Raw genomic sequence first — 13,349 nt, forward strand, 5'->3', positions numbered from 1 at the left:
CAGGGGCGGGGTGCGTGCGCAGCGTGACCGGATGGATCATGCCGGGCGCGGGGGCCGGGGTGGGGTGTTCAGCGTCGACGGGCGGCGGTAGCGTTGCGCGACACCACGCCCCGCGGGGCGGTGACGCGCCGGGTCTGAGTTCTACGGAGGGTTGCGCATGTCCAACGGCGGGGAGCCGTTTCCGGTACGCACGGAGGCGAACAGGCGGCCGAGCTTCGAGCAGGCGTTGCGCGGCTACGACAAGCGGCAGGTCGACCGGTACGTCGAGCAGGCCGACGCCACCGCCGCGGCGCTGATGGCCGAGCGGGACCGGGCCCAGCACCAGTTGCGCGGCCTGACCGTCCAGTACCAGCAGTTGCAGGCGGAGGTGACCGAGCTTCGCCAGCGCCCGGCGCAGGTGGACCGGGCCTCGTTCCGCGACCTGGGGCCGATGGTCGACCAGATCCTCGCGCTGGCGGAGAAGCAGGCCGGAGTGATCACCGAGAGCGCCGCGCAGCATGCCGGTGAGCTGCAGGCGGAGGCGGAGCGGCTGCTGCTCGAGACGCGGGAGCACGCCGCGCGGGCGGTGCAGGAGCTGGATGCGGAGCTGTCGGCGCGCCGGGCGGAGCACGAGAAGGAGTACGAGGAGCGCCGGGCGGCGGCGGAGGCGCAGCTCGCGGACATCCAGGAGCTGGTGGAGCAGCTGCGGGTCGACGGCGAGGCCGCGCACGAGCACGCCCAGCAGGAGGCGAAGCGGATCAACGAGCTGACCGCGCAGCAGGTGGAGCAGGCGCAGGCCGCCGCCGAGGCGCTGACCAAGGCAGCCCGTACCCAGATCCAGCAGGAGGTGCAGGCCGCGCGCGCGCAGAGCCAGCAGGAGCTGGCCCAGTGGCGGGTCAACGTGGAGCGGGAGATCAGCGAGCGGCGAACGGCGGCCGAGCAGGAGCTCGCCGAGCACCGCGCGGCGGCCGAGCGGGACGTGGCAGGCCAGCTGACCGCCGCCGAGCAGAAGATCGCCAATCTGATCGCCGAGGCGCAGCAGTACTCGACGGAGGTGCGCAAGCGGGCCGACGAGCAGGCGAGCGCCCACCAGGAGCAGCTGACGGCCCTGCAACAGGAGATCGGCGGTCAGCGGCAGGCGCTGACGCAGCTGCACGCCGAGCTGGACGCGGCGCAGCAGCAGCTGGCGCAGGCCCGCGAGGAGGGCGCCGCGTTCGAGCACGAGGTCGGCCGCCTGCAGCAGCGCCTCGCGGAGGTCCGGCAGGAGCTGACGGTGGAGGCGAGCCGCCTGGACGCGGCGCGCACGGCGGCAGAGGAGGCCGAGCGGCACGCGAAGGACGTCCGGGCCCGGGTGCAGCGGGAGGCGAAGCGGGTGGCCGATCTCGCGGCGGCGGCGGTGATGGCCGCCGCGACGGGCGGCGGGGCGACGGCCGAGTACCCGACGGTGCAGTCGAGCCGGGAGGTGCAGCCGCCGGCGGCGGAGCCGGTGCGGGCGGAGCCGGCCGGCGAGGTGATCGTGCCGAGCGCGCCGGGCGCGGCGGACGTGCTGGGCTACCGGGTCGCCGCGGCCGAGGAGCGGTAGGGGTACGTCGTCGTGGTGCCGGGCCGCCACCGGGAGGAGTCGGTGCCGGCCTTGCGCAATTCCTACCAGACATTGATGACTGTGACTAGATATCCGGTCCCCTGGCCTTGCCGGCCACCCCGGACGTCACCCCGGACGCCCGCTGCTGATCATGTTGTCGGTGCGACCTGTTACGGTCGCGCCGCCGCTGCACCAGTCGAGCCGGAGGTTGGCGTGGTCCACTCCCATCTGTCGTCGTTCGCCGGGCTGCCCGTGCTGCCCTTCACCCCGGGGATGCCCCTGCCCGACGACCCGTCGGCGGTCGCCTGGCGGCTGGAGGTGGAGGACTTCGACGCGGAGCCCGAGGAGTTCGCGGCCCTGGTCGCGGCGCTGCGCGACGAGGTGCCGGCCGACGCCGTCCGGGCGCTGGTGATCGGCGAGTGGGGCACCGCGTACGAGAGCCCGCTGCCCGTCGACCTGCTCGTCGAGGCGGCCGGGAAGTGGACCGGGCTGCGGGCGCTGTTCCTGGCCGACCTGGTCGGCGAGCAGTGCGAGATCTCCTGGCTGACGCACGGCGACATCACGCCGTTGCTGGCCGCGTACCCGGGCCTGGAGGTGCTGTGGGTACGCGGGGCCGCCGGGCTGCGCCTCGACCCGGTCCGGCACGACCGGCTGCGGGAGCTCGGTTTCCAGTGCGGCGGCCTGCCGGGCGGGGTGGTGCGCGGGGTGTCCGGCTGCGACCTGCCGGCGCTGGAGCGCCTGGACCTGTGGTTCGGCAGGAAGGACTACGGCGGCGACGCGACCGTGGCCGACCTGGGCCGGCTGCTGGCCGGGACGGGGCTGCCCGCGCTGCGGCGGCTGGCGCTGTGCAACGCCGAGATCGCCGACGACATCGCGGCGGCGGTGGCCAGCGCACCGGTCGTCCGCCGGCTGGACGTCCTCGACCTGTCGATGGGGGTGCTCACCGACTCCGGCGCCGAGGCGCTGCTGGCCGGGCAGCCGCTGACCCACCTGCGCCGCCTCGATTTGCGCCACCACTACCTCTCCGACCAGTGGCGGGAGCGGGTGGTGGCCGCCCTGCCCGGCGTCGAGGTCGACGTGTCGGACCCGCGGACGCCGGACGAGTACAACGGCAGGCTGTACCGCTACACCCTGGTCGGGGAGTGAGCGACGATGACGTTCGGATCGCACGCCACCACGTTCGCCGGCCGTCCCGTGGTCCAGGTTCCCGCCGACGGCCCGCTGCCCATCGTGGACGGGCCCGTCGCCTGGCGGTTCGCGTACTGGGAGTTCGACGCCGGCGCCGAGGAGAAGGGGGCGGAGGGGTTCCGGGACGCCTTCGACCGGTTCGTCGAGCTGGCGGGGCCGGCGGTGGAGGCCCTCGTCGTCGGCTCCTGGGGGTACGCGGCGTTCAACACCGCCCCGATCGCACAGCTCTGTGCGGCCGCGCCGCGCCTGCCCAACCTGCGGGCGCTGTTCCTCGGCGACATCACCTTCGACGAGTGCGAGATCTCCTGGATGAAGGTGGGCGACGTCAGCCCGCTGCTGGCGGCGTACCCGGGGCTGGAGGTGCTGCGGGTGCGCGGCGGCGAGGACTTCGAGTTCTCGCCGGTCCGGCACGGGCGGCTGCGGGAGCTCACGGTGCAGAGCGGCGGCCTGGGCCGCGACTTCGTCGGCGCGGTGCTCGACTCCGAGCTGCCCGCCCTGAGCGACCTGGAGCTGTGGCTCGGCACCCCCGACTACGGCGGCGACACCACCGTGGCCGACCTGGCTCCGCTGCTGGCCGGGCAGCGGTTCCCCGCGCTGCGCCGGCTCGGGCTGCGCAACGCCGAGATCGCCGACGACCTCGCCGAGGCGCTCGCCTCGGCGCCCGTGGTCGCGCGGCTGACCCGGCTGGACCTGTCGCTGGGCACCCTCGGCGACCGCGGCGCGGCCGCCCTGGCGGGTGGGCAGCCGCTGACCCACCTGGCCATGCTGGACCTGCACCACCACTACATCTCCGCGGAGCTGGCGGCGGCGCTGCCCGGCGCGCTGCCCGGCGTCCGGGTGGACCTGTCCGAGCCGAAGGAGGCCGACGAGGACGACGGCGAGACGTACCGGTACACGGCGGTGTCCGAGTGACATGCGGCTGACCGTCGTCGGCAACCCCGACAACCGCCGCGTCGGCCTGTTCACCGAGGCCGTCCTGGCCGCCGGGCTGCCCCGGCCGGCGGTGCTGCCCTGGGCCGACGTGCTCGCCGGGGCGGCCCCGCCGCCGGCCGGCGCCCTGGTGCGCGTCGACTCCACCGGCGAGGACCCGGAGGTCGACCGGCTGCTGCGCCGGGCCGCCGCCCCGGCGCGGCACGGCGAGCTGGTCGGGCTCGCCGACGCGTACGCGGGCCTGGTCGCCGCCCTCGACCGGGTCGCCGCCGGCGGCGCGGAGCTGCTCAACCACCCGGAGGACGTCGCGGCGCTGTGCGACAAGCGGCGCTGCCACGCGCTGCTGTCGGCCGCCGGCGTGCCCGTGCCGGCCGCCCTGCCGCCCGTGCGCGGGTACGCGCAGCTGCGCGCCGCCATGGCCGAGGCCGGTTGGACTCGGGTGTTCGTGAAGCCCGCGCACGGCTCGTCGGCCGCCGGGGTGCTCGCCCTCGCGGTCGCCCCCGGCCGCATCCGGGCCGTCACCACGGTCGAGGCGACCCCGGACGGGCTGTTCAACTCGCTGCGGTTGCGCGAGTACGACGACGAGGGCGAGGTCGCCGCGATCGTCGACCGGCTGGCCCCGGACGGGCTGCACGTCGAACGGTGGCTGCCCAAGGCCGGGCTCGCCGACCGGGTCGTCGACCTGCGGGTGGTGGTGGTCGCCGGCCGTCCCACCCACGCCGTCGTCCGCGCCGCCCGGGGGCCGATGACGAACCTGCACCTCGGCAACGCCCGCGGCGACCTGGCGCAGCTACGGGCCGCGGCCGGCCCGGCGGCGTGGGCGGCGGCGATGGAGACCTGCGAGCGGGCCGCCGCGTGCTTTCCCCGCTCGCTGCACGTCGGCGTCGACCTGATGTTCCTGACCGGCTGGCGCCGGCACGCGGTGGCGGAGGTCAACGCGTTCGGGGACCTGCTGCCCGGGGTCCTCGCCGACGGCCGGGACACCTACGCCGAGCAGGTGCACGCCCTGACCAGCGGCCGGTGGCAGCGGTGGCGGGCGGCGGCAGCCCCGGTGCCGGCCGGCGCGGCGACCGCCCCGGCGGGGGCCGCGCGCCCCGGAGCCAGCCCGGCGGCCCGGCGGGAGGTGCCGGCGTGCGGAGCCTGATCGGCAGCCACGACCTGCTCCTGGTCACCCTCGACACGCTGCGCTACGACGTGGCCGCCGCACTGGCCGCGGCCGGGCGCACCCCGCGGCTCGCGCGGGCGCTGCCCGGCGGCCGGTGGGAGCGCCGCCACTCCCCCGCCAGCTTCACCTACGCCGCGCACCACGCGTTCTTCGCGGGTTTCCTGCCCACCCCGGTCGATCCCGGCCGGCACGAGCGGCTGTACGCGGCCCGGTTCCCCGGCAGCGAGACCGCGGGCAGCGACACCTGGGTGTTCGACGCCCCGGACCTGCCGACCGCCCTGGCCGACGTCGGGTACCACACGCTGTGCCTGGGCGGCGTCGGGTTCTTCAACCGGCGCAGCCCGCTCGGCGCCGTGCTGCCCGGGCTGTTCGCCGAGGCGCACTGGGAGCCGGAGTTCGGCGTCACGTCCCCCACCTGCCTGGACGCGCAGCTCGACCGGCTGGCCGAGGTGCTGCCCCGGGTCCCGGCCGGCCGGCCGCTGTTCACGTTCCTCAACGTGGCGGCGCTGCACCAGCCCAATCGGCACCACCTGCCCGGCGCGGAGAGCGACGACCTGGCCAGCCACGCCGCCGCCCTGGAGTACGTCGACGGGCGGATCGACCGGCTGTTCGCCCTGGTCACCGGGCGGGGCCGGCCCGTGTTCACGATCGTCTGCGCCGATCACGGCACCGCGTACGGGGAGGACGGCCACACCGGACACCGGATCGGCCACGACGTGGTGTGGACCGTCCCGTACGCCCACTTCATCCTGCACCCGGGGGACTGTTGACCAGCACCGACGAGGGCCTCGACGGCTCGCCGTACCAGCAGTACCTGTACGCGTACCCGCACAAGACGTCGTACCGGGCGCTGCGGCCCCGGCCGCCGCTGGCCGACCTGTGGCGGGCCGAGGCGCGCGACGCCCTGTTCCTCTACGTGCACGTGCCGTTCTGCGAGATGCGCTGCGGCTTCTGCAACCTGTTCACCCGCGCCAACGCGCCCGCCGAGCAGGTGAGCGCGTACCTGCGGCAGCTGCGCCGGCAGGCCGAGCGGGTCACCGACGCCCTCGGCGGCGACGCCGGGTACGCCCGGGCGGCGTTCGGCGGGGGCACCCCCACCCACCTGACCGCCGACGAGCTGACCGAACTGTTCGACATCGCCACGTCCACCATCGGCGCGCGACTGCCCGGCGTACCCCTGTCGGTGGAGACCTCGCCGGCCACCGCGACCCCGGACCGGCTCGCGGTGCTCGCCGCGCACGGCGCGACCCGGGTGAGCATCGGCGTGCAGAGCTTCCTCGACGCCGAGGCCCGGGCCGCCGGCCGGCCGCAGCGCCGCGCGCAGGTGGAGGCCGCGCTCGGCGCCATCCGCGACGCGCGCATCCCGGTGCTCAACGTGGACCTCATCTACGGCATCGACGGGCAGACCGCCGACACCTGGCGGCAGAGCCTGGACGCGGCCCTCGCGTGGCGGCCGGAGGAGCTGTACCTGTACCCGCTGTACGTGCGGCCGCTGACCGGGCTGGGCCGGCGGGCACACACCCGCGCCGACTGGGACGCCCAGCGGCTGGCCCTGTACGCGCAGGCGGTGGAGGTGCTCGGCGCGGCAGGGTACCGGCAGGAGTCGATGCGGCAGTTCCGCCGCGCCGACGTCCCGGCCCCGGACGGGCCGGACTACTGCTGCCAGGACGACGGCATGGTCGGGCTGGGCTGCGGCGCCCGCTCGTACACCACGTCGCTGCACTACTCGTTCGACTACGCCGTCGGCGTCAGCGAGGTGCGGGCGGTGCTCGACGACTACCTGACCCGCCCGGCCGACGACTTCCGGTACGCCGAGTTCGGGTACCACCTGGACGGGGCCGAGCAGCGCCGCCGTTGGCTGCTCAAGTCCCTGCTGCGCGCCGAGGGCGTCGACGCCGCCGCGTACGCGGCCCGGTTCGGCCGGCCGCCCGCCGACGACTTCCCCGAGCTGGGCCGGCTGGTCGACCGGGGCTGGGCCACCGCCGGCGGGCTGCGGCTCACCCCGGCCGGGCTGGCCCGCTCCGACGCGATCGGGCCGTGGCTGACCTCCGCCGCGGTGCGCGCCGCGATGACCGGGTACGTGCCGAGGTGAACCTCGCGATCCTCTACCGCGGGCCGTTGTCCAGCTGCAACTACGACTGCCCGTACTGCCCGTTCGCCAAGCGGCACGACCCGCCGGAGCTGCTGCGCGCCGACCGGGCCGCGCTGGAGCGGTTCGCCGGCTGGGTGGCGGCCACCACCGACGTCCGGCTGTCGGTGCTGTTCACCCCGTGGGGCGAGGGGCTGACCCGCCGCTGGTACCGGGACGCGATGGTGTCGCTGTCGCACCTGCCGCACGTCGGGCGGGTGGTCATCCAGACCAACCTCGCCGCCCGGGTGGACTGGCTCGCCGACGCCGACCCGGCGCGGGCCGCGCTGTGGACGACGTACCACCCGGGGCAGGTCGAACGGGACCGGTTCCTGGCGCGCTGCGCCCGCCTGACCGAGCTGGGCGTCCGGTTCTCCGTCGGCGTGGTGGGGCTGCCCGAGCACCTGGCCGAGGCGCGGGCGCTGCGCGCGGCGCTGCCGCCGCAGGTGTACCTGTGGGTGAACGCCGCCGAGGGGCGCCGCTACGACGCCGCCGAGGAGGCGACGTGGACGGAGCTGGACCCGCTGTTCGGCTACAGCGTGCGCCCGCACCTGTCGCTGGGCCGGCCCTGCCACGCCGGGGAGACCGCGATCTCCGTCCTCGGCGACGGCACGGTGCGCCGCTGCCACTTCATCGCCGAGCCCATCGGCAACCTGTACGACGGGTCGTGGCGGGCCGCGCTGCGGCCCCGGCCGTGCGGCAACGCGGTCTGCGACTGCCACATCGGGTACGTCCACCTCAAGCCGCTCGGGCTGCGCGACGTGTTCGCCGGCGGGGTGCTGGAACGCATCCCGGCCGCGTGGCCGCCCGACTGAGCCGGGCCCGGTTGCGGCCGGACGCCGCCCGCTGCGCCTCGCGGTGCCGCCGCTCCCACGGCTCGACGGCCGTGCGGCCCACAGGAGCCGGCGGCGGGCCAGCCCCGCGGGCACCTGCTCGATCGGGGTGGCCAACTGTCGTGTTGACCGGGGATCGGAAAACCGCCCTTCCCGGTGTGCCATGAGCGGTATGAGTACAGACCTCTTCGCCAAAGTACGAGCGTATGACTCGTACGCGTTCCGCCGGGAGCTGGAGGTGCGGGACCTGCTGCCCTACTTCCGGACCCTGCAGAGGCCACCCGCGGCGGTGACGGTGATGGACGGTGTACCGCGGGTGAACCTGGGCTCCAGCAACTACCTGGGGCTGTCCGGGGATCCGCGGCTGACCGAGGCGGCCAACCTGGCCGCCCAGCGGTACGGCACCTCGGTCAACGGCTCCCGGCTGATGAACGGCACCACCGAGCTGCACCTGCGGGTCGAGGCGGCGGTGGCGGACTGGTTCGGCGAGGAGGACGCCCTCGTCTTCGGCAGCGGATACACCACGAACCTCGGCGTGATCGGGGCGCTCGTCGGCGAGGGCGACGTCGCCGTCTGCGACGCCGGCGACCATGCCTCCATCCTGGACGGCGCCGCGCTGGCCCGGGGCCGGCTGCTGCCGTTCCGGCACAACCGGATGGACCGCCTGGAGACGCTGCTGCGCCGGGCCGGGCAGGGCGACGGCGGGATCCTCGTGGTCGTCGACACCGTCTACTCGATGCAGGGCGACCTGTCCGACATCGTCGGCGTCACCGGCCTGTCCCGCCGGTACGGGGCCCGCCTGCTCGTCGACGAGGCGCACGCCGTGGGGGTGCTCGGGCCGGACGGGCAGGGGGTGGCCGCGCTGGCCTGCCTGGCCGACGCGGTGGACCTGCGGATGGGCACGTTCTCCAAGGCGCTCGGCGGCGGCGGTGGCTTCGTCACCGGGCCGGCCGACGTCATCGACTTCCTGCGGGTGCACTCGCGGGCGTTCATGTTCACCGCCGCGGCCCCGCCGGCGGGGATCGGCGCGGCGCTGGCCGGGATGGAGATCGCCCGGGCGGCCGAGGGCGAGGAACGGCGGGCGCGGCTGGCCGCCAACACGGCCCGGCTGCGCGCCGCGCTCGACGAGCTGGGCTTCGCGGTCGGGCCGGTGCCGGTGTCCGCCAACGAGGTGGAGGTGCAGACCCCGATCCTGCGGGTGCCCGCGCCGGACGACCTGACCGCTGCCCGGATGTGGCGGCTGCTGTACGACCAGGGCATCTACGTCAACGTGGCGCTGTACCCGGCGGTGCCGAAGGGCCAGGCGCAGCTTCGGGTCAGCGTGATGGCCACGCACACCGAGGAGCACCTGGAGCGGGCGGTCGACGCGTTCACCGTGGTCGCCCGCAAGCTGACGCCCGAGCCCCCGGCGGACCTGCTCACCGGCCGGGCGTGAGCGGCGGGCCGGGCAGCGCCGCCCGGCCCGCCGACGCGGAACGGGCGTGGCGCGGGTCAGGTGGGCTCAGGGCCGGGACCAGGCGGTCCCGGTGGCGACCTTGAGCAGCAGATCGTTGCTCTCGGGCAGGCCGATGGTGACCCGGGCGCCCTCGCCGGGAAAGGCGTGCACCAGCAGCCCCTCCGCGCGACAGGCGGCCTCGAAGGCGTCGGTGCGCTCGCCCAGCGGCAGCCAGACGAAGTTCCCCTCGCTGGGCGGCGCGCCGACGCCGGCCTCCCGCAGCGCCCGCAGGACCCGGTCGCGTTCGGCGGCGACCTCCCGGCGGCGGGCCGCGTACTCCGGCTCGGCGGCCAGCGCCGCGATCGCCGCCGCCTGGGCCACCTCGGGCACCAGGAACGGCATGGTCACCGCGCGCAGGCCGGCGATCGGGCCGGGATGCCCGACGGCGTAGCCGACCCGCAGGCCGGCCAGCCCGTACGCCTTGGAGAAGCTGCGCAGCACCACCAGGTTCGGGTGCGCCGGCAGGGTGCGCAGCCCGTCCGCGGTGGCCGGGTCCGTGGCGAAGCCCCGGTACACCTCGTCGAGGACGACGAAGACCCGCCGGGGCACCCGGGCGAGGAAGGCGTCCAGCTCGTCCTGCCGGATGGCGGCGCCGGTGGGGTTGTTGGGGCTGCACAGGAAGACGAGCTTGGTCCGCCGGCGTACGGCCTTCGCCATGGCCTCGAGGTCGTGCGCGTGGCCGCGCAGCGGCACCCGCCGCACCGGCACGCCCATCCCCTCGGCGATCAACGGGTAGCCCTCGAAGGACCGCCAGGCGAACAGGGCCTCGCCGCGCCGGCGGCCGCGGGCCACCAGGTGCAGCATCTGCTGGATCAGCCCGGCCCCGCCGGCGCCGACCGCGACCTGCTCGACCGGTACGCGGTGGTGGGCGGCGATCGCCTCGGCGAGCGTCGTCGGATAGACCTCGGGGTACCGGTTGATCCGGGTGGACGCCTCGGCGACCGCGTCGAGGACCGCGGGCGGCGGGGGGTACGGGCTCTCGTTGGCCGCCGCCCGGTGGGTGTGCTGTTCGGACATGTCGCCTCCCTCTCCGCAAACCTATGCGCCGGCGGCGGGGCGAAAAGCGGCCGTCCGGCGCGGCCACGAGGGCGCGGCAGGGCTGCCCGGTCGGGCACCCCGGTCGGCGCGCTCGCCCTCGGCTGGCGGCGCCGGCCGTACGCTGGCAGCCTCGCCGGCCAGGGCGGATCCGCGCCGCCGCACCCGACGAGCAGGAGGCATCGCCTTGGCCGCCTCGCAGGCCCGACGCCCGCCCGCCCCGGCCACCGTCCTGGTGGTGGTCTGCCTGGCCCTGTTCATGGCGCTGCTGGACAGCACCGCGATCAGCCTGACCCTGCCGGCGATGCGGGCCGACCTGGGGGCCGACCTGACGGGGCTGGTGTGGATCGCCGACGGGTACGTGCTGGTGTTCGCGGCGCTGCTGCTCACCTCGGGCAGCCTCGGCGACCGGCTCGGCCGGGCCGAGATGTTCCTCGCCGGGCTGGCCACGTTCACGCTCGGCTCGGCGATCTGCGCGTACGCCCCGCAGCTGGAGGTGCTGGTGGCCGGCCGGATCGTGCAGGGCCTCGGGGCGGCGCTGGTGACCCCGCAGACCCTGGCGATCCTGTCGCACACCTTCCCGACGCCGAAGGATCGGGCCCGCGCGTTCGGCATCTGGTCCGGGGTGTCCGCGCTGGCGCTGCTGCTCGGTCCGGTGCTCGGCGGGCTGCTCGCCGCCCGCTGGGGATGGCAGTCGGTGTTCCTGGTGAACCTGCCGGTCGGCGCGCTGGCGCTGGTGCTGGGCGCGCGGGCGCTGCTCGGCCGGGACGGCACCGCCCGCCCGGACGGGCCGCTGCACCGGGTGGTCGACCTGCCCGGCCAGGTGCTGACGGTGCTCTGGCTCGGCACGCTGACGTTCGCGCTGGTCGAGGGCAGCCGGTTCGGCTGGGGCTCGCCGCTCATCGTCGGCCTGCTGGTGGTCTCGGTGCTCGCGCTGGCCGCCCTGCTGGTGGTGGAGCGGCGGGTGGCGCACCCGATGCTGCACCTGGAGCTGTTCCGGTCCTCGACGTTCTCCGCGAGCACCCTGGTGATCGGGTTGGTCGCGTTCGGGATGTACGCCTCGTTCTTCCTGGTGAGCCTGTTCCTGCAGCAGACGCAGGACTACACGGCGGCGGCGGCCGGCGTGCGGTTCCTGCCGGCGATGGCCACCGTGATGGTGACCGCCCCGCTGGCCGGGCTGCTCGCCGGGCGGGTCGGCTCCCGGGTGCCGGTGCTCGCCGGCACCCTGTCCATGGGCACGGCCCTGCTGCTGCTCGCCCGGGTCGACGCCGCCGACCCGTACAGCGGGTGGTGGCCGCTGCTGGTGCTGTTCGGCGCCGGCATCGGGCTGGTGATCCCGCCGGTGAACAGCGCGCTCATGGGCAGCGTGCCGGCCGAGCGGGCGGGGCTGGCGTCGGCGACCGGGGAGACCGGCCAGCAGATCGGCGCCCTGATCGGCATCGCGGTGCTCGGCGCCCTGGTCACCGACGGCTTCCGCCGGGTCGTGGCGGACGGCGCCGACAGCGCCGGGTTGACCCGGGCCGACTCGGCGGAGCTGGCCCGCCGGCTGTTCGCCGAGGACGGCGCGGCGGACACGGCGGCGAGCCCGGCCGTGACCGCGCTGGTGGACCGGGCGCTCACCTCCGGCGTCCACTGGGGGCTCACCGCGGCCGGGGTGGCCGCGCTGGTCGGCGCGGTGGTCGCGCTGCTGATCCGCGAGCCGCGCACGCCGGTCGCCTCCCCCGCGGCGGCCGCCGACGCGGAGACGGCGCCCGCGCCCCACTGAGCGGACGGCGAGCAGATGTCGCCCCTCCACGCGCGGCGGAGGGGCGACGGTCCGGTCAGGTCATGAGCGCTCGGCCGTCAGCTCCGGCGGCCGTTGGACCTCCCGCCACATCTTCGGGGCGCTGGACGCCACCACCACCTTGGCGATCTTGCCGACGACCCAGCGCAGTGCCTTGTTGCTGATCGGCTTGAACCGGTTCACCCGCAGCACGTGCTCCCGGACCCAGTGGACCCGCTCGCGGCGACGGCGTTCGTACTCGCGCAGGCCGCTGGGGACGTCGGCCGCGGTGGCCAGGCAGTCGGCGAGCACCACGCCGTCCTCGATGGCCATGCAGGCGCCCTGGCCCAGGTCGGTGGGCAGGGCGTGCGCGGCGTCGCCGAGCAGCGTCACGGGGCCCTCGCCCCAGTGGTCGAGCCACTCGTGGTAGTAGACGTCGATCCGGCTGATCGTCTCCTGCGGGGTGTCCCGGACGAAGGTCGGGGCGGGACCGCCGAGCACGTCGGCGATCTCGCGGGCCCGGGCCGGGATGCCCTGCGGGTCCTCCGTGCCGGGGGTGCGCTCGCAGGACAGCGTCCAGACCACCCGGTCGCCGCCGATCAGCCAGGCCCCGCCGCCGAAGCGGCTGTCGGGGTCGGAGAACAGGTGCACGGTGCCACGCTTGAGGCCGCAGGTGCCGGGGGCGATGCCCCGGTAGGTGGACCGTCCGGTGTAGACGGCGGGGATGCGGCCGTGCAGCTGCTCCAGGATGGTCGAGCGGATGCCGTCGGCGCCGATCAGGCCGGCGCCGGTGACGGTGCTGCCGTCGGCGAGCTTCAGGGTGACCTCGTCGCCGGCGATCTCGTACCCGGTGGCCCGCTGGCCGTACTCGATCTGCACGCCGCGGTCCAGGCAGGCCTCGCGGAGCAGGCCGATCAGGTCGCCCCGGCCGATGCCGACGGTCGGGGCGCAGCCGGGCCAGATGCTGTCGGCGGTGTTCGTCCGGAACATCACCTGCTGGCGGGAGTTGCGGCTCTCGAAGCCGAGCATCGGCTCGGCGCGCGCCAGCAGCCGCTCCCCCAGCCCCAGGGTGCGCAGGCTGGTGGTGGCGTTGCTCCAGATGGTGTGCCCGAAACCGGCGTTGGTGGTGATCTCCTCCAGCTCGCGCCGCTCGTACACCCGCACGGCGAAGCCGTGCCGGGCCAGGGCGAGCGCGGCGGTCAGGCCGCCCACGCCGGCGCCGGTGACCAGGATGGGGCGGGTCAGGTCCATG

The 13,349-nt window shown here is 75.6% G+C and carries 11 protein-coding genes; 9 read left to right on the forward strand and 2 right to left on the reverse strand.

What is annotated here, in order from left to right:
• The first annotated feature begins 157 nt into the window (after nucleotides 1-157).
• The 8 genes from ACGFIZ_RS11685 to ACGFIZ_RS11720 all read left to right on the forward strand — a co-directional run bounded on the left by ACGFIZ_RS11685 (nucleotide 158) and on the right by ACGFIZ_RS11720 (nucleotide 9,240).
• The gene (locus ACGFIZ_RS11685; protein ID WP_393418306.1) at nucleotides 158-1,561 is read left to right on the forward strand and encodes a hypothetical protein; all 1,404 of its coding nucleotides are present in this window, start codon (nucleotides 158-160) and stop codon (nucleotides 1,559-1,561) included.
• A gap of 213 nt (nucleotides 1,562-1,774) precedes the next feature.
• Nucleotides 1,775-2,707, forward strand: a complete 933-nt coding sequence (locus ACGFIZ_RS11690; protein ID WP_393418308.1) for an STM4015 family protein — start codon at nucleotides 1,775-1,777, stop codon at nucleotides 2,705-2,707.
• Between the two features lie 6 nt (nucleotides 2,708-2,713).
• Nucleotides 2,714-3,661, forward strand: coding sequence for an STM4015 family protein (locus ACGFIZ_RS11695; protein WP_393418310.1), 948 nt, complete (start codon nucleotides 2,714-2,716; stop codon nucleotides 3,659-3,661).
• A 1-nt stretch (nucleotide 3,662) separates the two neighbouring features.
• Nucleotides 3,663-4,823: an STM4014 family protein gene (locus ACGFIZ_RS11700; RefSeq protein WP_393418312.1), complete on the forward strand. Its 1,161-nt coding sequence runs from the start codon at nucleotides 3,663-3,665 to the stop codon at nucleotides 4,821-4,823.
• Nucleotides 4,811-5,614 carry an STM4013/SEN3800 family hydrolase gene (locus tag ACGFIZ_RS11705; RefSeq protein ID WP_393418314.1) on the forward strand — a complete coding sequence of 268 codons (804 nt, stop codon included), beginning with the start codon at nucleotides 4,811-4,813 and terminating at the stop codon, nucleotides 5,612-5,614. The genes ACGFIZ_RS11700 and ACGFIZ_RS11705 overlap by 13 nt, the downstream gene beginning before the upstream one ends.
• On the forward strand, nucleotides 5,611-6,936 hold the full coding sequence (locus ACGFIZ_RS11710; protein WP_393418316.1) for an STM4012 family radical SAM protein: 1,326 nt from the start codon (nucleotides 5,611-5,613) through the stop codon (nucleotides 6,934-6,936). Before ACGFIZ_RS11705 ends, ACGFIZ_RS11710 begins: the two co-directional genes overlap by 4 nt.
• Nucleotides 6,933-7,787, forward strand: a complete 855-nt coding sequence (locus ACGFIZ_RS11715; RefSeq protein WP_393418318.1) for an STM4011 family radical SAM protein — start codon at nucleotides 6,933-6,935, stop codon at nucleotides 7,785-7,787. Before ACGFIZ_RS11710 ends, ACGFIZ_RS11715 begins: the two co-directional genes overlap by 4 nt.
• A 190-nt stretch (nucleotides 7,788-7,977) precedes the next feature.
• On the forward strand, nucleotides 7,978-9,240 hold the full coding sequence (locus ACGFIZ_RS11720) for an aminotransferase class I/II-fold pyridoxal phosphate-dependent enzyme (RefSeq protein ID WP_393418320.1): 1,263 nt from the start codon (nucleotides 7,978-7,980) through the stop codon (nucleotides 9,238-9,240).
• Nucleotides 9,241-9,306: 66 nt separating this feature from the next.
• Here the strand turns inward: ACGFIZ_RS11720 and ACGFIZ_RS11725 are convergent, their stop codons facing one another.
• Nucleotides 9,307-10,317 carry a histidinol-phosphate transaminase gene (locus tag ACGFIZ_RS11725; protein ID WP_393418322.1) on the reverse strand — a complete coding sequence of 337 codons (1,011 nt, stop codon included), beginning with the start codon at nucleotides 10,315-10,317 and terminating at the stop codon, nucleotides 9,307-9,309.
• Between the two features lie 205 nt (nucleotides 10,318-10,522).
• Between ACGFIZ_RS11725 and ACGFIZ_RS11730 the strand changes: the two genes are divergently transcribed.
• Nucleotides 10,523-12,100 carry an MFS transporter gene (locus tag ACGFIZ_RS11730; RefSeq protein WP_393418324.1) on the forward strand — a complete coding sequence of 526 codons (1,578 nt, stop codon included), beginning with the start codon at nucleotides 10,523-10,525 and terminating at the stop codon, nucleotides 12,098-12,100.
• Nucleotides 12,101-12,160: 60 nt separating this feature from the next.
• Here the strand turns inward: ACGFIZ_RS11730 and ACGFIZ_RS11735 are convergent, their stop codons facing one another.
• Nucleotides 12,161-13,348, reverse strand: coding sequence for an FAD-dependent oxidoreductase (locus ACGFIZ_RS11735; RefSeq protein WP_393418326.1), 1,188 nt, complete (start codon nucleotides 13,346-13,348; stop codon nucleotides 12,161-12,163).
• Between the last annotated feature and the right edge of the window lies 1 nt (nucleotide 13,349).

The organism is Micromonospora sp. NPDC048830 (genome assembly GCF_043198215.1).
In the GTDB taxonomy this organism is placed as follows: domain Bacteria; phylum Actinomycetota; class Actinomycetes; order Mycobacteriales; family Micromonosporaceae; genus Micromonospora.

Coding starts and splice junctions, on each gene's coding strand:
- ACGFIZ_RS11735 (WP_393418326.1), bottom strand. CDS start 13,348: ATGGACCTGACCCGCCCCATCCTGGTCACCGGCGCCGGCGTGGGCGGC.
- ACGFIZ_RS11695 (WP_393418310.1), top strand. CDS start 2,714: ATGACGTTCGGATCGCACGCCACCACGTTCGCCGGCCGTCCCGTGGTC.
- ACGFIZ_RS11725 (WP_393418322.1), bottom strand. CDS start 10,317: ATGTCCGAACAGCACACCCACCGGGCGGCGGCCAACGAGAGCCCGTAC.
- ACGFIZ_RS11720 (WP_393418320.1), top strand. CDS start 7,978: ATGAGTACAGACCTCTTCGCCAAAGTACGAGCGTATGACTCGTACGCG.
- ACGFIZ_RS11685 (WP_393418306.1), top strand. CDS start 158: ATGTCCAACGGCGGGGAGCCGTTTCCGGTACGCACGGAGGCGAACAGG.
- ACGFIZ_RS11700 (WP_393418312.1), top strand. CDS start 3,663: ATGCGGCTGACCGTCGTCGGCAACCCCGACAACCGCCGCGTCGGCCTG.